The sequence below is a fragment of the Sphingobium sp. LSP13-1-1.1 genome, from assembly GCF_040676415.1.
Classification (GTDB): Bacteria; Pseudomonadota; Alphaproteobacteria; order Sphingomonadales; family Sphingomonadaceae; genus Sphingobium.
Map to the genome: position 1 here is coordinate 625,625 of NZ_JBEGHU010000001.1, position 24,900 is coordinate 650,524.

General features: G+C 64.3%; 24 protein-coding genes. 15 read left to right on the plus strand and 9 right to left on the minus strand.

The genetic code is table 11. The annotated features are described in order from the left end of the window. Positions 1-50: 50 nt before the first annotated feature. Genes MRBLSP13_RS02670 through MRBLSP13_RS02680 form a run of 3 tightly spaced genes read left to right on the plus strand, consistent with a single transcriptional unit; the run spans position 51 to position 3,107 of the window. Positions 51-1,436, plus strand: a complete 1,386-nt coding sequence (locus MRBLSP13_RS02670; RefSeq protein ID WP_363736572.1) for an aspartate aminotransferase family protein — start codon at positions 51-53, stop codon at positions 1,434-1,436. 18 nt (positions 1,437-1,454) lie between these two features. After that, on the plus strand, positions 1,455-1,949 hold the full coding sequence (locus tag MRBLSP13_RS02675) for an Lrp/AsnC family transcriptional regulator (protein ID WP_133651527.1): 495 nt from the start codon (positions 1,455-1,457) through the stop codon (positions 1,947-1,949). A 9-nt stretch (positions 1,950-1,958) separates the two neighbouring features. Then, positions 1,959-3,107 carry a M20 aminoacylase family protein gene (locus MRBLSP13_RS02680; RefSeq protein WP_363736574.1) on the plus strand — a complete coding sequence of 383 codons (1,149 nt, stop codon included), beginning with the start codon at positions 1,959-1,961 and terminating at the stop codon, positions 3,105-3,107. A 111-nt stretch (positions 3,108-3,218) separates the two neighbouring features. Here MRBLSP13_RS02680 and MRBLSP13_RS02685 read toward each other — a convergent pair whose 3' ends face one another. From MRBLSP13_RS02685 to MRBLSP13_RS02715, 7 genes are all read right to left on the minus strand, one after another. Further along, positions 3,219-4,532: an NAD(P)/FAD-dependent oxidoreductase gene (locus MRBLSP13_RS02685; RefSeq protein WP_363752508.1), complete on the minus strand. Its 1,314-nt coding sequence runs from the start codon at positions 4,530-4,532 to the stop codon at positions 3,219-3,221. 38 nt (positions 4,533-4,570) lie between these two features. Beyond that, positions 4,571-6,031 carry an aldehyde dehydrogenase family protein gene (locus MRBLSP13_RS02690; protein ID WP_414714687.1) on the minus strand — a complete coding sequence of 487 codons (1,461 nt, stop codon included), beginning with the start codon at positions 6,029-6,031 and terminating at the stop codon, positions 4,571-4,573. Further along, complete coding sequence (locus MRBLSP13_RS02695; RefSeq protein ID WP_363752511.1) at positions 6,028-7,308, minus strand: NAD(P)/FAD-dependent oxidoreductase; 1,281 nt, start codon at positions 7,306-7,308, stop codon at positions 6,028-6,030. Before MRBLSP13_RS02695 ends, MRBLSP13_RS02690 begins: the two co-directional genes overlap by 4 nt. A gap of 38 nt (positions 7,309-7,346) precedes the next feature. Further along, positions 7,347-8,522, minus strand: coding sequence for an alanine racemase (locus tag MRBLSP13_RS02700; RefSeq protein WP_363736580.1), 1,176 nt, complete (start codon positions 8,520-8,522; stop codon positions 7,347-7,349). Positions 8,523-8,553: 31 nt separating this feature from the next. Next, positions 8,554-9,420, minus strand: coding sequence for a GNAT family N-acetyltransferase (locus MRBLSP13_RS02705; RefSeq protein WP_363736582.1), 867 nt, complete (start codon positions 9,418-9,420; stop codon positions 8,554-8,556). Positions 9,421-9,693: 273 nt separating this feature from the next. Further along, positions 9,694-10,404: a cupin domain-containing protein gene (locus MRBLSP13_RS02710; protein WP_363752514.1), complete on the minus strand. Its 711-nt coding sequence runs from the start codon at positions 10,402-10,404 to the stop codon at positions 9,694-9,696. A gap of 265 nt (positions 10,405-10,669) precedes the next feature. Next, entirely contained in the window at positions 10,670-11,620 is a 951-nt protein-coding gene (locus MRBLSP13_RS02715) for an ornithine cyclodeaminase family protein (protein ID WP_363752516.1), read from the minus strand. Between the two features lie 189 nt (positions 11,621-11,809). Here MRBLSP13_RS02715 and MRBLSP13_RS02720 point away from each other — a divergent pair, with 189 nt between their 5' ends. The 3 genes from MRBLSP13_RS02720 to MRBLSP13_RS02730 are packed head-to-tail and all read left to right on the plus strand — an operon-like array spanning position 11,810 to position 13,404. Continuing rightward, entirely contained in the window at positions 11,810-12,526 is a 717-nt protein-coding gene (locus MRBLSP13_RS02720) for a UTRA domain-containing protein (protein WP_363752519.1), read from the plus strand. 58 nt (positions 12,527-12,584) lie between these two features. Further along, positions 12,585-12,932 carry an ArsR/SmtB family transcription factor gene (locus MRBLSP13_RS02725; RefSeq protein ID WP_133651537.1) on the plus strand — a complete coding sequence of 116 codons (348 nt, stop codon included), beginning with the start codon at positions 12,585-12,587 and terminating at the stop codon, positions 12,930-12,932. After that, entirely contained in the window at positions 12,925-13,404 is a 480-nt protein-coding gene (locus MRBLSP13_RS02730; protein WP_363752522.1) for an SRPBCC family protein, read from the plus strand. Before MRBLSP13_RS02725 ends, MRBLSP13_RS02730 begins: the two co-directional genes overlap by 8 nt. A 281-nt stretch (positions 13,405-13,685) precedes the next feature. Here MRBLSP13_RS02730 and MRBLSP13_RS02735 read toward each other — a convergent pair whose 3' ends face one another. Continuing rightward, positions 13,686-14,366, minus strand: coding sequence for a spermidine synthase (locus MRBLSP13_RS02735; RefSeq protein WP_363752525.1), 681 nt, complete (start codon positions 14,364-14,366; stop codon positions 13,686-13,688). Between the two features lie 71 nt (positions 14,367-14,437). On the opposite strand from MRBLSP13_RS02735, the gene MRBLSP13_RS02740 reads away from it, so the two are divergent. The 6 genes from MRBLSP13_RS02740 to MRBLSP13_RS02765 all read left to right on the plus strand — a co-directional run bounded on the left by MRBLSP13_RS02740 (position 14,438) and on the right by MRBLSP13_RS02765 (position 18,287). Further along, entirely contained in the window at positions 14,438-14,890 is a 453-nt protein-coding gene (locus tag MRBLSP13_RS02740) for a hypothetical protein (RefSeq protein ID WP_133651540.1), read from the plus strand. Positions 14,891-14,956: 66 nt separating this feature from the next. Then, a complete protein-coding gene (locus MRBLSP13_RS02745; RefSeq protein WP_363752527.1) occupies positions 14,957-16,102 on the plus strand; it encodes a cupin domain-containing protein in 1,146 nt (381 codons plus the stop codon). A gap of 6 nt (positions 16,103-16,108) precedes the next feature. Continuing rightward, positions 16,109-16,648 (plus strand): pseudouridine synthase, encoded by a 540-nt coding sequence (locus tag MRBLSP13_RS02750; RefSeq protein WP_363752530.1) that lies wholly within the window; start codon positions 16,109-16,111, stop codon positions 16,646-16,648. A gap of 76 nt (positions 16,649-16,724) precedes the next feature. Beyond that, the gene (locus MRBLSP13_RS02755; protein WP_363736592.1) at positions 16,725-16,898 is read left to right on the plus strand and encodes a hypothetical protein; all 174 of its coding nucleotides are present in this window, start codon (positions 16,725-16,727) and stop codon (positions 16,896-16,898) included. 31 nt (positions 16,899-16,929) lie between these two features. Continuing rightward, the gene (locus tag MRBLSP13_RS02760) at positions 16,930-17,292 is read left to right on the plus strand and encodes a hypothetical protein (protein WP_363752532.1); all 363 of its coding nucleotides are present in this window, start codon (positions 16,930-16,932) and stop codon (positions 17,290-17,292) included. 176 nt (positions 17,293-17,468) lie between these two features. After that, a complete protein-coding gene (locus MRBLSP13_RS02765; RefSeq protein WP_363752535.1) occupies positions 17,469-18,287 on the plus strand; it encodes a MucR family transcriptional regulator in 819 nt (272 codons plus the stop codon). Between the two features lie 159 nt (positions 18,288-18,446). Here the strand turns inward: MRBLSP13_RS02765 and yaaA are convergent, their stop codons facing one another. Further along, positions 18,447-19,199: a peroxide stress protein YaaA gene (gene yaaA / locus MRBLSP13_RS02770; protein ID WP_363752538.1), complete on the minus strand. Its 753-nt coding sequence runs from the start codon at positions 19,197-19,199 to the stop codon at positions 18,447-18,449. A gap of 307 nt (positions 19,200-19,506) precedes the next feature. Here yaaA and MRBLSP13_RS02775 point away from each other — a divergent pair, with 307 nt between their 5' ends. The 3 genes from MRBLSP13_RS02775 to bcsA are packed head-to-tail and all read left to right on the plus strand — an operon-like array spanning position 19,507 to position 24,898. Then, entirely contained in the window at positions 19,507-19,836 is a 330-nt protein-coding gene (locus MRBLSP13_RS02775; protein ID WP_363736597.1) for a hypothetical protein, read from the plus strand. Continuing rightward, on the plus strand, positions 19,836-20,573 hold the full coding sequence (locus tag MRBLSP13_RS02780; protein WP_363752541.1) for a cellulose synthase operon protein YhjQ/BcsQ: 738 nt from the start codon (positions 19,836-19,838) through the stop codon (positions 20,571-20,573). The genes MRBLSP13_RS02775 and MRBLSP13_RS02780 overlap by 1 nt, the downstream gene beginning before the upstream one ends. Then, entirely contained in the window at positions 20,573-24,898 is a 4,326-nt protein-coding gene (gene bcsA, locus MRBLSP13_RS02785) for a UDP-forming cellulose synthase catalytic subunit (protein WP_363752544.1), read from the plus strand. Before MRBLSP13_RS02780 ends, bcsA begins: the two co-directional genes overlap by 1 nt. The last annotated feature ends 2 nt before the right edge of the window (positions 24,899-24,900 follow it).

Genomic DNA, 24,900 nt, shown 5'->3' on the forward strand with positions numbered 1-24,900 from the left:
TGCGATATCGGGCTAGTTTTACCTTCAGTACCACCAGGGCGAGCCTTCCGATGACGCTGCAAACCAACCGCTCTCTGATCGATATCGACCGCGACCACCTGATCCACCCCGTCACGTCCTTCCGCGGTCATGAGGCGCATGGCGCGCTGCTGCTCGACAGCGGCAAGGGCATGTGGCTGAAGGACGTGGAGGGCCGGGAACTGCTCGACGCCTTTGCCGGCTTGTGGTGCGTCAATGTCGGCTATGGCCAGGAGAGCGTCGTCGAGGCGGCGGCCGAACAGATGCGCCGCCTTCCCTACGCCACCGGCTATTTCCACTTCGGCAGCGAGCCGGCGGTGCGGCTGGCGCAAAGGCTGGTCGAACTCAGTCCAGAGGGCCTCGACCATGTCTATTTCACGCTGGGCGGGTCCGATGCGGTCGACAGTGCGATCCGCTACATCACCCATTATTACAATGCCATCGGCAAGCCGGACAAGAAACAGTGCATCGCGCTGGAACGGGGCTATCACGGTTCCAGCAGCACCGGCGCGGGGCTGACCGCGCTCGCCAATTTCCATCGCGGCTTCGACCTGCCGCTGCGCTGGCAGCACCATATCCCCTCGCCCTATCCCTATCGCAGCGACCTGGAGGACGACGCGGCCATCATCGCCCGCTCGGTCCAGCAGCTGAAGGACAAGGTTGCGCAACTTGGCGCGGACAATGTCGCCGCCTTCTTCTGCGAGCCGATCCAGGGATCGGGCGGCGTGATCGTGCCGCCGGTCGGCTGGCTGAAGGCCATGCGGCAGGCTTGCGACGATCTCGACATATTGATGGTGGCGGATGAGGTCATCACCGCCTTCGGTCGCACCGGCCCCATGTTCGCGTGCGAGGCGGAGGATGTGGCGCCCGACCTGATGACCGTGGCGAAGGGGCTGACCTCCGGCTATGTGCCCATGGGCGCCGTGCTCATGTCGGACGCCGTCTATCAGGGCATAGCCAATGGCGCTGCGGCTGAAGTCGTGATCGGCCATGGCGCGACCTATTCCGGCCATCCGGTAAGCGCCGCGGTCGGGCTGGAGGTGCTGCGCCTCTATACCGAGGGCGGGATCCTTGCCAACGGACGCAGGGTCGCTGCGCGTTTCGATGCGGGGCTGGCGGGGCTGGCCGACCATCCGATGGTGGGCGACACGCGCGGGCGCGGCCTGCTCGGCGCGATCGAACTGGTGGCGGACAGGCAGAGCAAGACCCGCTTCGACCCGACGCTTGGCCTGCCCGACCGGCTGTTCGCGAAGGGTTATGAAAATGGCGTCATTTTCCGCGCCTTCGGGGACAATATCATCGGCCTGGCCCCCGCGCTCTGCGCGTCGGACGGCGAGATGGACGAGATTTTCGGACGTATCCGCAAGACGCTGGACGATCTGCTCGAAGAGGCGGATATTCGGGCCGTGTTACGATAGCACATAAGGGGGACGAGAATGTTGGTTGGACCCAAGCTGGACAGGATCGACCTCAAGATCCTTGCCCAGCTTCAGCAATTCGGCCGCATCACTAACGTCGAGCTGGCTGACGCGGTCGGCCTCTCCCCCAGTCCCTGCCTGACGCGCGTGAAGCGCCTGGAAAAGGCGGGCTATATCACCGGCTATGGCGCCGAGATAAACCTGCACAAGCTGGGCGAATATCTGACCGTCTTTACCGAAGTCACGCTGACGGAGCATCGTTCCGGCGATTTTTCCCGCTTCGAAGCGCGCATCCGGAAGCTGGACGAGATCGTCGAATGCCATCTGGTGAGCGGCGGTTATGACTATCTGCTGAAATTCGTGACGCGTGGCGTCGCCCATTACCAGTCGATCATCGAAGGAATGCTGGAAAGCGACTACGGCATCGAGAAATATTTCAGCTATGTCGTGATCAAATCCCCTTTCATCAAACATCATTATCCCATCCAGCATCTCTTCGGCGAGCAGCGATAGAATATGGCCATGACGGACATTGCCGACCTGATCGAACCGCTGGTGGCGTTCCGCCGCGACATTCACGCCCATCCCGAACTGGGCTTCCGCGAACATCGAACCGCCGGACGAATTGCCGAACAACTCCGCGCGCTGGGGCTGGAGGTGCATGAGGGGATCGGCCGGACCGGCGTGGTGGGCGTGCTGCGCAACGGCACGTCTTCGCGCAGCATCGGCCTTCGCGCCGACATGGACGCGCTGCCGATCGAGGAGCAGACCAACCTGCCCTACGCCAGCAGGACGCCCGGCACTTTTCACGGATGCGGTCATGACGGGCACGTCGCCATGCTGTTGGGCGCAGCGCAGCATCTGAGCAGAACCCGCCATTTCGACGGCACCATCCATTTCATCTTCCAGCCCGCGGAAGAAGGCCATGGCGGCGCCGGCGAAATGGTGCGGGAGGGGCTGTTCGACCGCTTCCCCTGCGACCGGGTGTTCGCCCTGCATAACTGGCCCGACCTTCCCGCGGGTACGATCGCGACGCGTCCCGGACCCATTATGGGCGCGGCCGACAAGTTCGAGATCCGGCTGGAGGGTCGCGGCGGCCATGCGGCGATACCGCACAGCACGCCGGACGCCATACTGGGCGCCGCCGCGCTGGTGCAGCAATTGAACAGCATCATATCGCGTCGAATCCCGCCGACCGCCTCGGCAGTTCTGTCGATCACGCAGATCCACGGAGGCCACACCCATAATGTGATCCCCGACGCCGTCACCGTCACCGGTACGGTGCGGACATTCGATCTTCAGGTCCAGGACCGGATCGAAAACTCGATACGGCAGATCGCCGCAGGCGTCGCGCAGGCGGGGGAGCTCACCGTCTCGGTCGATTACACAAGATATTATCCCGCGACGATCAACGATGCCGAGTCCGCACAGGAGGCATTCGCCGCCGCCGCGTCGGTGGGCACTGCGGTCCTTGCGCCGGACCCGGCCTTCACTTCGGAAGATTTCGCCTTCATGCTACAGGCCTGCAAGGGGGCCTATATCTGGCTGGGGCAGGCTAGGGCGGAGGGATCTGCCCCGCTGCACAACCCGCATTATGACTTCAACGACGATGTACTGGAACTGGGCGTTCGGCTCCATGTGGCGCTGGCCGAGCGTCATCTGGCGCCCTGACCCTTTGCCTGGCGGGCCGTTGGCTGTGACCCGGCGTCGATCCGTTGCGTTTTTTCTCGCGTCCGGAGGAGACATTGATCGCCCCCTCCTGCCCGTTCCACCTGCAGCGCCTCAGAATTCCGAGACGTCGATCTTCTGGCCCGGCGTGAAACGCGCCAGCCGGTAGGGGTGCGGATCGACAATTGGGTCATGGCCCGTGGCGATATCGGCGACCAGATGCGCCGCGCCGGGTCCGATACCAAAGCCGTGGCCGCTGAAGCCCGCCGCAAGGATAAGGCCAGGAACGGCCGGTATCTCGCCAATCACCGGAACGCCATCGGGCGTGCTGTCGACAAAGCCTGCCCACGCCCCCACCATGGGCGCCCGCGCCACTTCCGGGATCAGCCGAGAAACGCGCTCGACAGTAAGCCGGATAGTCTTGGGATCGGGAACGGGATCGAGAATGCGGCGCGCCTCCATCGGCGTCGGCCGGTCAAGCACCCAGCGCGAAAGCGTTTCGTGCCCTGCACGAAAGCCCTGCAGCCCGCCGGGCGACACCTTCTTCCAGCGCTGCCTGAACATCGGGATGAACTGCTTCTGGAACCGCAGGAACTGCATGGTCGGATCGACCTTGGCCCGCCCGCTATAGGCCAGGCTATGGGCCCCGTCGCCGCGCCGCGTGATCGACATGGAATCGCCATAGAACGCGTCCGGCAGACTCATGTGGCCGGTGCCTACCGCTAGGATCGACTGGCGCACGGTGGCCTGCGGAAAACGCACATCAAGCTGCCGCATGAACGACGATGCCCATGCTCCGCCCGCATGAATCACAAGGTTCGTGGCGATGGTACCCCGTTCAGTCACGACGCCGCTCACCGCGCCGCCGGTCGTCTCGATCCCGCGGGCCGCGCAGGCCTGGTGCACCGTGCCGCCCAGGGCCATTACCGCGCGCGCCACCGCGGGAACGGCCAGGCCCGGATCGGCGATGCCGTCCATCTGCGAGTGCACGCCGCCCTTCCAGACCTGCTTCGTGAACTGGCCCCTTTCAGTCGCTTCCTGGCTGTTGAGCATTCGCGTCTTTACGCCGATCGAGCGGGCATATTCGCCCCAGCGCGCCCAGGTCTCTATCTCGGACTCGTCGTTGCTGACGTAGAACAGCCCGCAACGGCGGAACCCGGTCTCCTCACCGCTCTCAATGCCGAATTGTTCCCAAAGGTCGAGCGCCTTGGTCGCAAGCGGCAGTTCGCGCTCATCGCGGTTCTGCTGCCGGCACCAGCCCCAATTGCGGCTCGATTGCTCACCGCCCACGACGCCCTTCTCGACCAGCGCGACCTTCAGGCCGCGCTGCGCCAGATAATAGGCCGCGAAGGTGCCGATGATGCCGCCGCCGATGATGACTGCATCGGCCTCCGCAGGCAGGGTTGGCGAGGATTGGATGAAACGCATCGGCGCGGGCATGATGAAGTCTCCAGTAAGCCGAAAGGTCAGGCGAAGCCGAGGATGGACTTGACCTCAAGATATTCCTCGAAGCCGAAGGCGCCATATTCGCGTCCATTGCCGGATCGCTTGTAGCCCCCGAACGGCGCGTGCGGGTCCCAGGCGGGATGGTTGAGGTGCACCTGGCCGGTGCGGATGCGCCGGGCGATGCTGCGCGCCTGTTCCATGTCCTTGCCCTGAACATGGCCGCCAAGGCCGAACATGCTGTCATTGGCCATGTCCACCGCCTCATCGACATCATCATAGGGCATGATGACGAGTACCGGTCCAAATATCTCTTCCTGGGCTATGCGCATGGCGCAGGTCACGTCGGAAAAGATCGTGGGGCGGACGAAAAAGCCCTGCTCCAGCCCCTCCGGCTGACCGGCGCCGCCGCAGACCAGCCGCGCGCCATCGTCCAGGCCCGCGGCGATCATCGTCTGCACGCGATGGAACTGCGCCCGGTTCGCGATCGGACCCATCACGGTCGCCTCCTCCCCCGGAGGGCCGACGACGATGGATTCCGCCGTGGCGCGCGCGATCGCCTCCACCTCGGCCAGGCGGTCGCGGGGAACGATCATGCGCGTGGGCGCGCTGCATGACTGGCCGACATTGCGAAAGGCGGCCATCACGCCGAGTGGAACCACCCGTTCGAAATCCGCGTCGGGCAGCAGGATATTGGGCGATTTCCCGCCCAGTTCCTGCGTCACCCGCTTGACCGTGGGCGCGGCGGCCTGCGCCACCAAAACGCCCGCCCGGTTGGACCCGGTGATCGAGATCATGTCCACATCCGGGTGCGCGGCCATGGCGGCACCGACCTCCGGTCCCGTCCCGTTGACCAGGTTGAACACGCCGGCGGGCGCGCCCGCGTCATGCACGATCTGGGCGAACATCATCGCGCTCAGGGGCGACAGTTCGCTGGGCTTCAACACCAATGTGCATCCCGCCGCCAGTGCCGGCGCGACCTTTGCCGTAATCTGGTAGAGCGGCCAGTTCCAGGGCGTGATGAGCGCGCAGACGCCGATCGGCTCGCGCACGATGGCGGTGCTGCCGCGCATCGTCAGAAAGTCATAGTCGCGCAGCACGTCGATCGCCGCCTGGACATGCGCGGCCGCCAGCGGGACATGCGCCGCCCGCGCATGACCGATCGCCGCGCCCATTTCCAGCGTCAATATCCGCGCCAGCGGCTCGGCGCGTTCGAGGATCAATGCATGGATCCGCTCCAGCAGCGCGATGCGCGCCTCCACCGGGGAAGCGGCAAAGGCCGGAAAAGCGCGGCGCGCGGCGGCAACGGCGCGATCGAGGTCAACCGACGTCCCTGCCGCCACTTCGGCGATGCTTTCGCCGCTCGACGGATCGATCACCGGCAGCGTCTGCGCGCCAGGGAGCTCGACCCAAGCACCGTCAATATAGGCGCAACCCATATTGTCCACGACGGACCCCATGATTTCGGCCAGGTTCGTCGTCATTCCACCAGGTCCTTGAAGCGATAATAGGCGCCCACGAACGGCAGGAACCACGGCTTGCCGAAATGGCCGGGGATGGCGGGCCAGTCGAAATCGCGCCAGGGGTTCAGATCGGCACGGCCGTCAAGCACCTCCGCCATGATCGCGCCCATATAGGTCGCCATGTGCGTGCCGTGGCCGCTATAGCCCATGGAATAGAACAACCCGTCACGCTCGCCCGCGCGGGGCAGCCGGTCGCGGGTCATGTCGACCATGCCGCCCCAGCAATAGTCGATCCGCGCATCCGCCAGTTCCGGAAAGACCTCCACCATCGAACGACGCAGGATGATCCCGCTCTTCGCGTCGGCGCTGGGGTCGCTGCGTCCTGAAAACCGCGCGCGGCCACCGAAGATGAGCCGGTTGTCCGGCGAAGTGCGGAAATAATTGACGAAATGACGCGTGTCGGTGGTGTTGCGGCGACGGGGGGTCAGCCGGTCGAGCTGTTCGGTCGACAGGGGCTCGGTGGCGATCAGATAGGCGCCCACCGGCACGATCCGCCGCCGGAACCAGCCCAGCGGGCCGGTCGCCGATGTACCCGTGGCCAGCAGCACCTGGCTGGCGCGCACGCTTCCGTGCGGCGTCGTCAGCTCATGCGCCTGGCCGGCGGTCCGCCTGATGCGGACCAGCGGATTATGTTCATGGATGATCGCGCCATGCCGCGCCGCCGCCTCCGCCAGTCCCTGGCCGAACATGCCCATGTGCATGTTCGCGCTCTTTTCGTAGAGCATGCCCCCGAAATAACGGTCGGACCCGATTTCCGCGCGCATCTCCGAACGCGGCACCATACGGGTCTGTGGGTCCACCTCGCGGGCCAGCAATTCCTGCGACCGGGCGATCTTGTCATAATGTTCCGGCTTGGCGGCCAGCTTCAGCTTGCCCACGCGGCCGAAATGGCAGTCTATCCCTTCCCGGGCAACGATCGTCTCGACCAGGTCCACCCCGGCGTCGAAGGCGCGATAGAGCATGTTCGCGCGTTCCGTGCCAAGGCGCGCGCACATGCCGGCATAATCCTGCGCGAACCCGTTGTTGCACATGCCCCCGTTGCGGCCGGAGGCCGCGCCGGCGACGCGATCCGCCTCCAGCACGACGACCTTCGCCCCCTTCCTGGCCAGCGCAAGCGCGGCGGAGAGGCCGGTGAAACCCGCGCCCACCACCGCGACGTCGGCGGTACCCTGGGGGCCGCCCTGCGCACCCGATGCGAAGGGGGTTGCCGTATCGAGCCAGTAAGAAGTCATCTTCATGCGCGTCTATCCATTGCAAGGAACAGCGATCACAGTCTTTACCAGCCCCGCATGCGCGGCCAGGTTATGGCGATGTCGCGGCCGCCATTCGCCACCACCTTGTAGCAATCGTGCTGCGCGCCGGTGGCGCAGGCATGGTTGGGCAGCACCCGGACGCGCGTGCCGATGGCAAGATCGGGAAGCGGCGCGTCGCTGCCCGGCCGTACCTTGATGATGCCATGTTCCTGGCTCGCATCCTCGATGATGAGGTCGTTGAAGGGCCTGCCGTCAATATCGCAGACCAGGCCATAGCCCTGATCGACGGGATGCTTCTGCGTGCCGCGGTCCCGCGACATAGCCATCCAGCCTGCGTCGGTCAGGATCCACCCCTTCTCCCGGCGATGGCCGATCACGGTCGCCACCACGGAAAGCGCGATATCGTCGATCCCGCATACCCCGATGCCATGCATGACGAGATCGAAGAACATGAACACTCCGGCGCGCACTTCCGTCACGCCCTCCAGATTCCGGGCGAAATGGGCCGTCGGCGTCGATCCGACACTGACGACGGGCACCGGGTGCCCGGCTTCGCGCAAAAGCTGTGCCGCCGCCACCGCCGCCGCCCTCTCGCCCTCGGCCGCTTCCGGCAGGCCGACGCCGCCGCGCGCGCCATAGGATTCGCCCGCATGGGTCAGCACGCCGCGCAGATCGACACCCCCCGCCCGCAGTGCATCGGCGATGACGAGCAGCATGGAATCGTCGGGCAGCAGGCCGCCCCTGTGCCCGTCACAGTCGATTTCGATGAGGACAGCCGGCATGGCCTTGCCGTCCCGCGCCGCATCGACCAGCACCTGCGCCTGTTCGATGGAATCGATCAGGACGGACAGGTCGACGCCCCGTGCCACTAGGTCGCGCGCGCGCTGTATCTTGTCGGGGCCAAGGCCGACGGCATAGGTGATGTCGGTAAAGCCGCCTTCGGCGAAATATTCCGCCTCCGCCAGGGTCGAGACGGTAATCGGTCCGCGCCCGTCGGGGAACAGTCGCCGGGCCACATCGATCGACTTGGCACTCTTCACATGCGGACGGAAAGCGACGCCCAGCGAGGCAAGGCGCGCGCGCAGCCGCGCGACATTCCTGTCGACCTTCGACACGTCCAGGACAAGGGCCGGAGTCTCGATCGTCTCCAGGCTTTCGGCGATCGGGGCATCGCCAATGGGGAAGGAATTCTGGGTCATGATATCCACCTTGCTGAGGTCATGGCGCGGATCAGCCGAGCGATTGATTGGAAAGGGCGTAGAGGCGCGCTTCCGGTCCGCCCTGGGGCGGCTCGCCAAGCGACATGGACAGGACCTGATGTACCCGCGGCAGGCCGATGCTTTCCAGCCAGGGGGAGAGGCCGCAGCTTTCCGTGACATCAATCCGGACGAAGTCGCCGACATGCCTTGCGGCAAGCGCGGCGATCAGCGCGCGCGCATCCGTCGCGTCGCGGGCAACGACCGGTCCGATCACATGGCCACGACCCCAGCGGCGCACGCAGCCATAGCCCGCCACGCGGCTGTCCCGCACAATCAGCCGCATGTCGGCGATCGCGGAGAGCCCGTCCAGCAATGCCGCGCGGTCCATGCCGGAAGCTTCCCTGTCGAGCGCTATCAGCGCAGCCCGATCCTCCGGACCGGCGGCGCGAAGCAGCTCCGACGGTCCGATCTCGGGCGCCTGCGCCAATATCGCCTGATGCTGGTACACCGCATCATAGGGCGTGAAGCCCAGCCGGCGGTACAGCGCCTCGCCCTCCAGCGTCGAATTCAAAATGACCGTGCGCCCTTTCGCATCGGCCAGCAGCGCATCCATCAATTTCGCGCCGATCCCCTGCCGCTGCGCCTTGTCCGCGACGATGATCATCCCGGCGGAACCATGGTCGGCGCCATAGGGCCACCACAGCGCGGTGCCGACAAGTTCGCCATCAGCCTCGACCGCAAAGCCCCGGCCCAACTGGAGGGCGAAGGCCCAATCCTCGATGCGATAGGGCCAATCGAGAGCCTGCGACAGGGCATGCGCCTGGGCAAGGTGACGAGCCTCCAGCGGAATCGCGTCGCCCGCCGTCGGCCGGGCTGAGGAAGAGGCAGATATCGTCATCTGGAACGTTCACCCATTTTCATTTCCGCGCACGATCCGCGACGAGGATCATCCGCACCCCTGGTCGATTATGCTGCACGTCTGCGGCATGCTGGCAACCGTCATTAAGCCCGTTACTGCTGGCAAAATCTCCTGAATGTCTCGATAAGGCGAAGCTGTCCTGCGGTGCGATGCATTTGGCTCGACAGATGATGCCGTGACCGGGATGCCATCCGGAAAAGGGCGCGTGCTGCCTGACGGAGCGGTTCGCGCCCTGCCACTTTTCGTTCCGCCTCAGGCGACCGGACGCTGGATCGAATAGAGCTTCCTGACATATTCCTCGCTCAGCCAGGCGCAGCCATCGCCCCGGACGAACATGAACACATCACCCTTCTGGAAAGTCACGCTGCCCTTGTCGTCGGTGAAGGTCACCTTCCCGTCGAGCAGCAGCATCAGTTCGACCTGCCGATAGGGAATGAGACGGCGATGATAGGGCGTCGAATCCCAGATGCCGCAGGCAAACTCCCTGTTGGCGGAAATATAGTCCGAATGGGAGCGGCAGGTCGGAACCGGGCCAAGCAGATTTTCCGACGCCGGCGGGTTCGAGGGCGCCAGTATCGCATTCTTGTCGATCAGCACCGGTTCCGAAACATTGCCGGCGGCCTGGGTCGGCGCGGCGTAGATGATGGCCAGAAGATCATCCGATGCGCGCCACCGGAAGCTGCTGCCGACCGGCAGCACCGCGCCATTGTCCGCCTCGACCACCAGCGTGCCGGCCCCGCTCTCGATTTCGAGGCGCCCCTGAAGGACGAGGACGCATTCGTCGGTCAAAAGCCTGTCGACCTGCCCTTCGCCGCGCAGCGCGAAAGCGGCAACCTCCACCGCCGCATCGGAAAAGGCAGGTTCCGAACGGCCCTGAAACCAGTCGCCGGAAGGTGTCGCGCCAGCCGCATAGGCGCGCATGTCGATGACGGCGTCAACCTGCCGGTCGATAACGATGCTCATAATCCGAAAGCTCCTGAAAGGTCGTGAGGATTGGTCATGCCATTTCCCTTCAGGACTGCCGCCTATCTGGCCCGGACATCGCGCCGCAGGGCGGTGCCGCGCCTTGAAAACCATCCAGTCGGCCGCAGGGAATTCATGAATGCGATGTGCCTGCCGCGCATTCTATGGATATGACTATGTCAAAGACGCCATAATTGCCCCGGCATTGGCATAGGCTGATCCTGCGCCTGTCGGAATCGGCATCATCTGCCGCGACGAAAGCGGTTCAGCCGCCGTCTGAAAGTTCAGCGGGGATCGCGGACCTGTTGCGCGCCGCTATCAGATGTTGGGCAATCGTCAAATCCTGCAATGCAATTCCCGAACTGTCGAAAAGCGTGATCTGTTCGGCAGAGGTGCGGCCCTGCGCCTGTCCGCTCAGGACGTCGCCGATGGGGGTGATCAGGCGATGATCGCCCTCAAAATGCTGAAGGTCACCCATTACCACAGCCTGCGGCACCAGGTCGCAGAACAGCGAAGCCCGCTCGAACAGGGCCGGCGGAAGCTCCTGCTTGCCAGCCGCATCCGACCCCATGCTGGCGATATGGGTGCCGGGCCTGATCCAGTCCGCGTCGAACAGGGGCGCGCGCGAAGGCGTCGCGGTCACGACGATATCGGCCCGCCGGCAAGCGGTTTCCGCATCGGCGCGCTCTGCTTCCAATCCTGCCTTCGCCAGCAGGTCGACGAAGGCATCCCCCTTCGCCTCGTCCCGCGCCACCACCAGGATCTGCTTGATCGGGCGGATGCGCGCGAGGGCAACGCACTCGTAAAAAGCCTGATTGCCGGCCCCGAAAACGGACAGGATCGACGAATCTTCCCGGGCGAGCGCGTCCGCGGCAACGGCATCCCCAGCAGCCGTGCGATAGGCGTTCACCTTCCCGGCCTCGATCACCCATTCGATCCGGCCGACATCCTGATCGAACATCAATATCAGCGAATTGTGCCGGGGAAGTCCCTGTTCGGCATTACCTGGCCAGAACGAACCCACTTTCAGGCCTGCAAAGGTCGACGTCGACGCAGACTTGATCGACATCCGGTTCGTGGGCGCAGAGCCGTGCGCCAACACCGCAGGAAAGATGACAGCGTCGCGTCCGACCGCGATGAACGCCTCACGCGCAGCCTGATACGCCATTTCGTGCGAGATGAGCGACGCTGACATTTCCTCGGATATGAATTTCATCTTGATCGTCCTGACGATGGTGGAATCCTGCCGGCACAGAACCGTTGCGCCCGCACAAAATGTATATACAGATTTTCCTGGGCCCGCCAAGCAGTTGTTGACGCACTCTCGCAAGCGCAAAAGCGGTTCCCACTCTGCCCCGCGATGCTCTAGGACCATGCGATGGACAGGACAGAGCTTTCATCGGGAATGCGCGGTCAGATCATCGCCCATGTCACCAGCCGGATCATGAGCGGCGAGTGGCAGGCCGGGGATCGCATTCCGTCCGAGCAGGCCCTGACCGACCTGTTCAGGGTCAGCCGCATGACGGTTCATCACGCGTTGCGCGACCTGGCGGCGCGCGGATTCCTCATTCGAAGGGCAGGGTCCGGCACCTTCGTCGCCGGACCGAGCGAATATGTAACGGAATATCGCCACCATGACATCATCAAGGAGATCACGCGCCGTGGCGGGCGCCACAAGGCCCAGGTGCTGCGTCGCGAATTGCGGGAGCCGTCGCCTGAGGAAGCTACGGCGTTCAACATGTCTCCGCGGGAGATGCTGTTCCATGCCATTGTCCTTCATCATGAAGACGATCGGCCGATAGAGCTGGAAGACCGGCTGATCGCGCCGCGATTCCTTCCGGACGCGATGGAGATGGACCTGACGAGCCAGACGATGTTTTCCCGCCTCATGCTCGTCAAACCCAATCGCCAGGGAACGGAGGTCCTGCGCGCCGTCACAGGGTCCCAGCGCGAAATGGCGTTGCTGGACATCGACACCGGCACGCCGCTGCTTGAAGTCGTGCGCCGGACCTGGTCGCCCGAAGGGGTCGTGACCGTCGCGCGCATGTTACGGGCGGGAAGCCATTCCGCACTCACGGGCTCCATCCGCAACCTCGACCCCAGGGACAATCAGCACCGCTGAAGCAGCAGGATCGCAACCAGTTGCGGTTTCTGCGCGAATCGCGTAGATACTGAACCATATGGTTCAGTGTTTAACGCCTCCCCTCGATCTCTCCTTTGCGGCGCTGGCCGATGCGACCCGCCGGGGAATCGTGGAGCGGCTTGGCCGGGGCGACGCGTCCATCACCAGCCTTGCCGACCAGTTCCAGATGACGCTGACGGGCATGAAGAAGCATGTCCAGGTGCTGGAACGGGCGGGACTCGTCGTCACGCGGAAGATCGGACGGGTCCGCAAATGCGCGCTTGGAAAATGCGACCTCAGCGCGGAGGCCGAATGGATCGAGTCCTGTCGCAAGCTCTTCGAGGCCCGCTTCGACGCCCTGGACGCCATCATCGACGAAATGAAGCAGGAGAGAAGGGATGAATGAGCAAAACCGCACGACCGTCGAACGCAAGGGGACTCGCGAACTCCTCGTGACGCGGCTGTTCGACGCGCCGCCCAGCATGGTCTACCAGGCGTGGAGCCAGCCCGAATTGTTCCAGCGCTGGTGGATGCCCAGATCCGCATCGGGCATTTCACTCCTCTCATGCGACATGGACGTCCGCACGGGCGGCAAATATCGCCTGGAATTCGGCACCGGCGGTTCGGACAGCATGGCCTTCTACGGCAAATATCTCGAAGTAGTGCCGAACGAACGCATCGTCTGGACCAATGATGAAGGCGAAGAGGGTGCGATCACGACCGTGACTTTCGAGGATCAGGGCGGAAAGACATTATTGCGCTTCCACGAAATCTATCCATCCGCCGCGGCGCTGGAAGAAGGGCTGCAAGGTTCGGCAGCGACATTGCCGGAACAATTGGCGCAGCTCGACCAATTGCTGGCCGGCATCGGCGATTGAGGCCACTTGGCGAACGCCTTCGGGAGCAGGCCTGCTCCCGGAAAGCGGGCGGCTCCCGGTCCGGACGGTCGCCCGCCTTCAGTTCTGCCGATCTGATGCGGCGGGTGGCTCAGCCCTTTCCAGAAAGCGCTGAGCCAGGCCGCGATAGAGTTTTTCCTTGCACACAAGCTGCGCTGCGAAGTCCGCCACCTGCATTGCGACAGCCCACCTCCAGCTAGAGCGATTTTCCAAGCGATGGGAACCGATCGCTGGTCGAACATCCGCCGGCGATCAGCCAGGCGTCAGCTTCGCGAGCCCTTCGTGGCGAACCAGATGACATGCCTTGGTCCCTTGCCGTTGCTGCGGGCGCGCACGGCGACCTCCTCCACCGCCAGGCCGGCGCGGGAAAGGCGGCGGGCGAAGCTTGCGTCGGGAGCAGCGGACCAGATCGCCAATATGCCGCCCGGCTTCAGCGCGGCGATGGCGGCCGCGATGCCCTGCGCCGAATAGAGGCGGTCATTCGCCTGACGCACAAGCCCATCCGGCCCGTTATCGACGTCGAGCAATATGGCGTCGTACACGCCGCGCGCCGCGCCGATCACATCGGCCACATCCGCCTGGACCAGACGCACGCGCGGATCGTCCAGGCACCCTGCGGCCAGTTCCACCATCGGCCCGCGCGCCCATTGGATGATCTCCGGCACCAGTTCCGCCACTGTCACGCTTCCCGTGTCGTCCAGGGCCGCCAGCGCCGCCCGCAACGTGAACCCCATGCCATAACCGCCGATCAGCAGATGCGGACGCGCCCGGCCGCGCAGCCGCTCGCAACTGAGATTGGCCAGCGCCTCCTCCGATCCGCTCATCCGGCTGCTCATCAGCTCGTTGCGGTCGAGCACGATCATGAAATCCCCGCCCCGCCGATAGAGGGTCAGTTCCTCGCCACCGGGAACCTGCGCCGATCCTATGAATTCGCGTGCCTGCATATCATCTGCTCCCGGCGTTTCGTCGCCAGCGGGGGCTTTACGGCAATGCGGCGCGGCGTCAAAGGAGCGAGATGCGATATTTCCTCGATACAGAATTCAACGGCTTTGGCGGCGCCCTGATCAGCCTGGCGCTCGTCCCCGAAATCGGAGACCAGGATTTCTACGTCTCGCTTCCCCTGCCGGCCGAAATCCACCCCTGGGTGGAAAAGAATGTGATTCCCTATCTGCGCTTCGTGCCCCCGGGCGTCGACCATCAGTTGAACCGGGTGGAGGCGGCCCAGCATCTGGAGGCCTATCTGGCTCATGACCGCGATCCCGTGATCATCGCTGACTGGCCCGATGACCTGGCCCATTTCTGCGCCCTTCTCGTAACCGGTCCCGCCGAGATGATCAGGCTGGACGGGCTGCGCCTCGAACTCATCAACGGCGCGGGGTTCAGCGCCGCATCCAACAGCCGGATGCCGCACAATGCCCTCCATGATGCGCATGCGCTCAAGGACTTCTATCTCAACTGGGCCATCTGAACGGCGCCGGGGCGCCGCTCGAGGGCGCCTTTTGACAGCAGCCGCCGGACGGCGCATGGGCGGGGCATGCACCTCGCCCATTTCGACATCGACCTGTTCCTGCGCGACTATTGGCAGAAGCGTCCGCTGCTGATCCGCAACCCGTGGAGCGCGTGGCGCAATCCGCTCGATCCCGACGATCTGGCCGGGCTTTCCTGCGAGGAGGGCATCGATTCGCGCCTCATCACCCGGCGGACGGATCGACTCGCCATGGAAAGCGGCCCGTTGCCGGAGGATCGTTTTACGGAACTCGACGGCGCCTGGACGCTGCTGGTGCAGGCGGTCGATCATCATGTGCCCGATGTCGCGGCGATGATCCAACCCTTTCGCTTCATACCCGATTGGCGCATCGACGATGTGATGGTCAGCTACGCGACCGACGGAGGCGGCGTCGGGCCGCATTTCGACCAATATGACGTGTTCCTGGTGCAGGGCCTGGGAAGAAGGCGCTGGCGCGTCGGCCCGCGATGCGATTCCTTGACACCGCTGCTGCCGCATGACGACCTGCGCCTGATCCCCGATTTCGAGGCGACGGACGACTATATCCTCGAACCGGGCGACATTCTCTATGTTCCGCCCTGCTTCGCCCATGACGGCGTGGCGATCGGCGGGAACTGCATGACCTATTCCATCGGCTTTCGCGCGCCATCCCGCGCCGAGCTGGTCGAAAACTGGTGCCGGCATCAGGCCGACGACATGGCGGACGAGGATCGCTACGCCGATCCCGACCTCCGCCGCCAGCCCAATGCCGGCGAGATCGCCGCGTCAGCCCTCGACCGGATGCATGCCATGGTGCTGGAGGCTCTCTCCGACCGCAGCGCCTTCGCCCGCTGGTTCGGCCTATATAACAGCCTGCCCAAGTCGGCCGACATGGACTGGCGGCCGGACGAACCGACCGACGAACAGACGGTGCGCGCCCTCCTGGCCCAAGGCGTTCCGCTCAGCCGCAATCCCGCCAGCCGTTTTTCCTTCATCCGGCAAGGCGAACCGGAACTGCTGCTGTTCGTGGACGGCCATGACTTCGACTGCGACGGGGACACGGCGCGGCTGGCCGAAGGGCTGTGCAGGGAGCCGACCATGGTCGTGGACGCCAGGCTGGCTGCCTCCCCGCCCGTGATCACGCTGGTCGCGGCGTTGATCGACCTGGGCAGCCTGGCGTTCGACGCGGACTGATCCGTCATGGCACTCATCCTGTTCAACAAGCCCTATGGCGTGCTCTGCCAGTTCACCGATGAAAGGACGGGACCACCCCGTCCCACGCTCGCCGCCTATATCGACCGTCCCGGCCTTTATCCTGCAGGGCGGCTCGACCTCGACAGCGAGGGATTGTTGCTGCTGACCGACGACGGCCGCCTTCAGGCGCGGATAGCCGATCCGCGCTTCAAGATGCCCAAGACCTATCTGGTACAGGTGGAGGGCGATCCGGACGAGGCCGCGCTGGCGGCGCTGCGGCGTGGCGTGCGCCTGAAGGATGGCCTGACCCTCCCCGCTGAGGTCGAACGCATCGACGCGCCCTCCCTCTGGCCCCGCGATCCGCCCGTCCGGTTCCGAAAGAGCGTTCCCGACTGCTGGATAAGGCTGACGATCCGCGAAGGACGCAACCGGCAGGTCAGGCGAATGACGGCGGCTGTCGGCTATCCCACCTTGCGGCTGGTCCGCTGGAATATTGGCGACTGGGCGCTGGACGGCATCGCGCAGGGCCAATGGCGCGAGGCGTGAACGCGGAAGGGGCGGCTTGATCTGGATGACGTCTTTTGCAGTTGCCCCAGGCAGGCGGTGTCCGCATAGCGAAGCCATGGACGAGAAGTTGACGAATCTCATCACGACTATTGTCGGCCGGGTACCCCAATGGATCCGGCACGACCTGCTGTCCAAGGATGCAGCCGTCAAGCAGCGGGCGGAAGAAACGCTGGCCGCGATGATCGCCAATGCCCTTGCCGCAGGAACCGACGAATCCGCGGCGAGTTAGCAGGAGAGTTCGTCTCAACAAGGCTCCGGCAATGACCTCCGGCTCTTTCTTCGCCACCCTCATGCCCGCCGCCCTCATGCCCGTGGCCATGATCTGCGTGGCCTTGCTCGCCGCCGCGCCCGCCAGCGCGCAGGGCGCGGCCCGGGGCATGGAGGTGCAATGTGCGGCCGGACGGCGCTTTACCCTCCATGTCGATGATGCCCGGGCAACGATCATCTGGACGGAGGGACGGCTCACGCTGGAACGCGGGACCTTGTCGCTGGGCAGATATTATCGCGGCCCGACGGCCGCGCTCATCATAGACGGTGACTATGTGTCGTTCGTGCCGAAGGGCGACCGGAACTGGCGCGACTGTCATTTCATGCCCAGGACGGGTGCCGTCGAAAACCAGTGATCAAACCCATTTCCGCACAGCAAATTCGACGATCGCGGAACGGGATCGACTTTCCGAGAATTGATTGACTGGGCACAAACACGAATATTGCAGATGATTACTGCAAATGCGCCGTTTACAATCCGCGTTGATTTCCGCAAATAGCGCTGACATCCTCACGAAACGGGTCCGCTCACATGGCTGAAGAAGACAAGAACGATATCACTGCCCTCACCGTCCAATTGCTTAGCGCCTATGTCTCCAGAAACAGCGTTTCGAGCGAAAGCCTCGCCGATCTGATCAGGACCACCCGGACGGCGCTGACGGAAGACGCGGCCGCGGCCATTGCCGAACCCGCTGCCCAGAGCTTCACGCCTGCGGTTTCCGTGCGCAAGAGCCTCGCCTCGCCTGACCATATCCTCAGCCTCATCGACGGCAGACCCTACAAGACCTTGAAGCGCCATCTGGCCGCTCATGGCCTGACCCCGGAACAATATCGTGAGCGCTACAAGCTGCCGAGCAGCTATCCGCTGGTCGCCCAAAGCTATTCGCAAACCCGGCGCGCCGTCGCGGAAAAGACGGGCCTCGGCCGGAAGCCAGCCGTTGCCGCAAGCACCGCCTCTCCACAGGCACCGGTCGCTGCCGCAAGCCCGGCCCCTTCTCCCGGCACAAAGGCGGCGGCGCCCAAAGTCCCGGCAAAGTCTGCAACTCCGAAAGCTGCAACCCCGAAAAAGGACAAGGCCGACGCGCCCGCACCGGTCATTTCGAACCGTGGCAGTCGCGCCGCCCCTGCGTCCGCCAGCAAGCAGTCGCGCAAGCGCCTGTCGATCGCCGCGCCGAAAAGCAACAAGGAGAACGGCAAGACTGCTACGTCCCCCAAGGCGTCCAGCCAGGAAAAGAGCGTTGCTAAGAAGGCCACCCCTGCCAAGCCCAAATCATTGAAGGCAGCGCTGGAAGCGGCGAACTCGCATCTGGGAAGCGATGGAAAGGCCCCGGAGACGGCCACCAAGTCCTGATCATGGGCGGGAAGCAGGACGCTAAGTTCTTGCTTCCCGCCGCCCACGACTTCACCATATGGCTGACGTCAGCGTTCCCGAAACCACAGGCCCGGTCTTCAATGCCTGTCGCGATGACGACGGAAGACCCGTTACTTGGGGCCCGTCACGTCCGCCCCATCACTTCCGAATGAAACGCCAGCGATCGGGCGTGCTTGCCTCTGGATCGAAGCGATAGCCGTCGCTGTCGAAACCCTGCATCGCATCGACGTCGCCGATATGATGCTCGCACATCCAGCGCGCCATCATGCCCCGAGCCCGCTTCGCATTGAAACTGACGAAACGAGGCCCTTCGGGACCGGGCTCGCGAAAATCGACATCGATGACCCGGATGCCCGCCAGCTTTCCTTCCACCGCCGCGAAATATTCCTGGCTGGCCAGGTTCAGCACCACGCCTGATCCTTCCTCCGCCACCTGCATGCGCAGCAGGTCGGCGATGCGGCCACCCCACCAGTCGGTCAGCTTCCTGTGGCGCGGCGCCCAGCGCGTTCCCATTTCCAGCCGATAGGGCCTGATGGCATCCAGCGGCCGCAGCAGGCCATAAAGGCCCGACAGCATCCGGACATGGTCCTGCGCAAAGGCGACACCCGCTTCGTCCAGCGTCTGCGCTTCAAAGCCCGCATAGACGTCGCCGGCGAAAGCGAACAGGGCCTGCCGCTCGGGCTGCTCAGGGAAATCGCGAAATCGCTCCGCATTGAGCTTTGCCAGACGCGGCGAAATATGCATCAATTCCGACAGTCGCTTTTGCGACAGCCTCGCGGCCGATCTGGCAAGACTATGGGCCTCCTCGACGAAATGCGCCCTCGTGGCGGGCAGAGGTGGCAATGCGCTTTCGAAATCAAGCGTCTTGGCGGGGGATAGCAGCACGATCATGACGCCTCCCTAGCGATCACCCGACCATGCGTCAAAATGCCTGGGGGCTCTCCACCCTGACGCGAGGCCGATGCGTCCTGCTGAACGATCAGTCGTCCGAAGAGTAAGGGCCAGTATAGCGCTGGCCGCGCACGAGCGGATGAGAGCTGCTGTACAGAAACGAAACACCAGGACAGCCCAGCGTCTCAGCTTGATACACATCAAGTTTGAAATTTTTGTCGCATTGCGCTGTCATTCTATTAAGAAAGATATAGTAAATTAGATATAAGTAACGATCAACTTTTGTTTTACGCATTTTGGGGGGCCAATGCGCCGCGACGCTCGCAAACTGCTGGAGAAGCTGAACCGCAAGGACTTCGCCTATCGCGACTTTGAGGACAGATTCTCCGAAACCGAATTATGGCCTATCTTCGCCGCCGTGCTGGGCGACAGCAAGATTGTCGGCGATGAAGCAGCGCCCCTGCCTGTCTGGCAGGCCCGGCAGGACGAAAAGCCGGCCCCTGTACGGCGGGCACCGCAATCTTCGCCCGAACCCGGTCAGATCTTTGCCCAATATGGCAAGTCCCAACACCGGCCCGCGCCGAAAAGCGATGTCGACCTCCGGGAATTCTTCAACCGCTTCTCGGAGTTGGATTGATGACCGTCATCCTGGTTCAATCGCCCAAGGGTGGCACCGGCACCACCTTCCTGACGGCCCAGCTTGCCCTGCACCTTGCAGGCAAGGGCTATGAGGTGAATGCGCTGGACTGCACCTTCCAGGATTCGCTGAAGATGCATTTCGGCTTCATGCCGGCGCAGGCCGTGCCGGAATGGGGCGCAGGCGGCGGCGAACCGCTCGTCGCGTTCGGCGTCAGCGTCCTGCAGGGTCATGGCCGGAGCCGTTCCGCTGCATTTGCGGCGCGCGTGGAGGGTGAACTGGACCGGATCTTCGATTCCGGCCATGTGTGGATCGTGGACGTCGCGTCGGAGGACCGGCATCTGCTGGAACTGCTGACGCCACGCTGCGCACTGCACATCTGCCCGCTGCTGCCCACCGCCGCTTCGCTCGCCACGCTCAACCGGCTCAGCGAGACGGCCCCGGCAATGAAGCTCGACCGCACTGTCTTCGTCCTGAACCAGCTCGACGACAGGCAGAAGCTGTCGCGTCACAGCCACAGCTTCGTCCGCGACCTGTTCGGGGACCAGTTGCTCGCCACCATCCGCCGCGACGAGGCCGTCAATGAAGCGCTCGCGCGGTTTGAACTCATCAGCAAATATGCGCCGACCAGCGCCGCGCTGCAGGACCTGCGCCTGTTCGCGGACGCGGTAGAAGAGCGCATCGGACTGACACCTGCCACGGGAGAGGCGAACATCGAGGTTACAGGAGACGCCTGATGTCCCTCCCTTCCCATTTCACGCCGCAGGCCCTGTTCAGGCTTGCGGTGGGGCTCTTCGTGGCCGCCGTCATCATCGCCGTCGTCACGGTTCCGCTCGATTTGGAGTCGCAGTGGATCTTCGCGCTGACGACCATGGCGGGCGTGATCCTGTTCAACCGTTCGCCGGGGAAGCGGTCGACCATCGCCATCGGCATATTGTCGCTGCTGGTGTCGACCCGCTATCTGTTCTGGCGCACGACCCACACGCTGGACTTCGACAGCCTGCCCGCGGCCCTGCTGGGCACGGGCCTCTATCTGGCGGAACTCTATGCCTGGGTCATCCTGGTCCTGGGCCTTTTGCAGACAAGCTGGCCGCTCGACCGCCCGGTTGTGGAGATCGAGGGCGAACCTGATCAATGGCCGGTCATCGACGTCTATGTCCCGACATATAATGAGAGCCTGGCGATCGTCCAGAACACGGTCTTCGCCGCGATGGACATGGACTATCCGCGCGACCGGTTCCACGTCTATATCCTCGACGACGGCCGGCGCCCCGAATTCCGGGCCTTTGCGCGCCAGGCAGGCTGCGGTTATCTGACCCGGGCGGACAATCTGCATGCCAAGGCAGGCAATCTCAACGCCGCGATGAAGAAGACGGACGGCGAACTGATCGCGATCTTTGACTGCGACCACGTTCCCACCCGCGCCTTCCTGCAGATGACGGTCGGCTGGTTCCAGAAGGATGCGCGGCTCGCGCTGATGCAGACGCCGCACCATTTCTATTCGCCCGATCCGGTGCAGCGGAATCTGGGCAATGTGAAGGAACTGCCTGGCGAAGGCGATCTGTTCTACGGCGCGGTGCAAAAGGGCAACGACCTGTGGAACGCCACCTTCTTCTGCGGGTCATGCGCGGTCATCCGCCGATCCGCGCTGGAGCAGACCAACGGCTTTGCCGGCGAGACGGTGACGGAGGACGCCCATACCGCGCTCAAGCTGCAGCGCATGGGCTGGAACACCGCCTATATCGGCGTCCGCCTGTCGGCCGGCCTCGCGACCGAGCGGCTGGTGCTGCATGTCGGCCAGCGCATCCGCTGGGCGCGCGGCATGACGCAGATCATGCGGATCGACAATCCGCTGTTCGGACCGGGCCTCAACTGGCATCAGCGGCTTTGCTACCTGAACGCGATGCTGCATTTTCAGTTTCCGCTGCCGCGCATCGTGTTCCTGACCTCCCCGCTCGCCTATCTGATCGGCGGACAGAACATCATCCATGCCTCGGCCGCACTGATCTTCGCCTATGCGCTGCCGCATCTGTTCATCTCCACCATGTCCAGCGAACGTATCCAGGGCGGCGACCGCCGGCCCTTCTGGGGGGAAATCTACGAAACGCTGCTCGCCTTCCACCTGGTGAAGCCGACGCTGTTCACGCTGCTGAACCCGCGCAAGGGCAAGTTCAACGTGACCGACAAGGGCGGCCTGCTGGACCAGACCTATTTCGACGGCACAACCGTGCGGCCGCATGTCATCACCGCCCTGCTGCTGATGTTCGGCGTGGTCTTCGGCTTCATCAAGCTGAATTTCCCGCTCCTGTTCGACGCGCAGTGGGACACGGTGCTGCTCAACACCGCTTGGGCCAGCTTCAGCCTGCTGATCCTGATCGCGGCCATTTCCGTCGCGCGCGAACAGCGTCAGGTGCGCGAGAATATCCGCATCACCGCGCAAATGCCGGTCACGCTCTATTTCGACGACGGCTATGTCGTCGACGGCACGACCGTCGACATTTCGCTGGGCGGTCTGGCGGCGGATCTGCCGGAGGGTTTCGCGCTGCAGGGACGCCAGGTCACGGACATCTCGCTGCCGATGGGTGACGAGACGCTGACCATTCCGGTCGACACCGTTCGCATGGACAATGGCCGGGCAAAGCTGCGCTTCCAGCCGCTCGACATGGTGCACGCCCGTCATCTGGTGCGCGCCGTCATGGGCCGCGCCGATGCGTGGCAATCGGACAAGCCGCTGGCGCCGGTCGCCGGCTTCAAATCCATCAAGGATATCTTCAGCGTGGGCATCGACACGATCATCGACATTTGGCGCCTGCCGCGCCGCCGCAAGAAGGCGATGCGCGCCATGGCCGCCGCCGCGGCCGCCGGCGCGCTCGCCACCACATCCGCCAACGCGGTTCCAGCCGCGCCGGCCAGTGCGCCCGCCGTGGCCGCTCCCATCGCTTCATCCAGCGGCAGGCAGCAACGATTGCTGCTCAAGGACCTGCAGGTCAAAAACCCCATTCGCCTTGCCGGAACACGCGGCGAATATGGCATTCCCTTCGGCCTGCGCAGCAACCAGGTCGTGACCGGTGCCTCGCTGACCCTGGCCTTCAACTTCTCCCCCTCGCTGCTCGGCGACCTCAGCCAGATCGTCGTCCTGCTGAACGGAGAGGTGGTCAATGCCCTGCCGCTCCGGCCTTCGGACGGCACGGCGCAGACGGTGACGGTGCCGATCAATCCGGCGCTGTTCCTGCCGGGCGACAATTCGCTCAATCTGCGCTTTATCGGACATTATACCCGCGACTGCGAAGACCCCTTCCACAGTTCGCTCTGGGCCAATGTCAGCAACACGCGGTCGGTGCTGAACATCACCACCCAGTCGCTGCCGCTGAAGCCCGATCTTGCGCGCCTGCCCGCGCCCTTTTTCGACCGTAACGACAATGTGGCGCTGAAACTGCCCTTCGTCTTCGCGGGCAAGCCGACCAATGGCGAGCTGGAGGCCGCAGCCAGCACCGCGTCCTGGTTCGGCGGCATGGCCAGCTATCGCGGCTATTCCTTCAAGCCTAGCTTTGGCCAGATCCCCGCCGGCAACGCCGTGCTGTTCGTGACGCCGGGCCGCCGCATCCCCGGCATCAACCTTCCCGCCGGCCCCGCCGCGACCATCATCACCAACCCGGTGGACAGCGAGGGCCAGTTGCTGGTCGTCAGCGGCAGCGACGAAAAGCAGCTGAAGCAGGCTGCGGCAGCGCTCGCCATCGGGCGCGGCATGCTCGGCGGGGCGAGTGCGTCGCTGGACGGCGTGCGCCTGCCTTCCTTCCCCCGCTATTCCGCGCCACGCTGGCTGCGGACCGACCGGCCCGTGCGCCTGGGCGAGATCGTGCCGCGCTACGCCCTGCAGGGCATCGGCCTGCCGCCCGGCCCGCTCAGCGCCGGTTTCCACGTCGCGCCCGACCTGTTCTTCTGGCCGCGCCAGGGGGCCAAGCTCGACCTGCGCTACCGCTATCCCTCCGCTCCCTGGCTCGACAAGTCCCGCTCGCGCCTCGACCTGTCGATGAACGGCCAATATCTGACCACCTTGCCGCTGACCGGCGAACATTGGTGGGACAAATGGTTCGGCGGCGGGCGACCCACGGCATACACGTCGCGCGCCGACGTCATCCTGCCTCGCTATGACCTGTTCGGCCAGAACTCGCTTGTGTTCGACTACAACCTGCTGGTCCAGTCCAAGCAGCGCTGCGAGGGCATGCTGCCCGACAATGTGCGCGTGAGCATATTGCCGGAAAGCTCGATCGACCTCAGTCACGCCTATCATGCGCTGCACATGCCCAACCTCGCGAGCTTCGCGGGCGGGGGTTATCCCTTTACCGTGCGGCCGGACATGGCGGAAACGGTCGTCCTGCTGCCCGGCGATCCGACGCCCGGCGTGGTGGAGGCCTTCCTGAACGTCATGGGTCGCTTTGGCGACGCCACCGGAACGCCGGCGATCCGGACCAGCGTCACCCGTTCGATCGATGCCGCCCGCATGGCGGGCAAGGATATTCTGGTAATCGGCCCGGTCCAGATCGCCCAGTCGGAATCGCTCTTCGCCGGCGCGCCCGTCTTCTACCAGGATGGCCGGCTGCGCGTCACCGAACGCACGCCGGTGGAGCGGGTCTTCGACCTCTTCTCCCCTTATGAGCGCAGCGACAGCGCCACCGTCGACGGCTTCTTCTCCGGGACCGACAGCTTCAGCGGCATCGTCGGCTTCCGGTCGCCCTTCGACGCCGACCGCAGCGTCGTCGCGCTGCTGGCCAGCGATCCCGAAGCGCTGCCCGCTCTGGTCAACGGCCTTAACGACACCAAGATCAACGCCCAGGTCCAGGGCGACCTTTCCGTGATGGACGGCGAAAGCATGGCCAGCTTTGCGGTGGGCAACGGCTATTGGGTCGGATCGCTGCCGGTCTGGATGAAGATCGCCTTTTGGATGAGCCAGCGGCCCTTCCTGATCGCCCTGGGTGGCCTGCTGGTCGCCTTCCTCATCTCCGCCCCGGTCTATCTGCTGTTCAAACGGCAGGAAGCCAAGCGCCTCGAAGCGGTGAAATGATC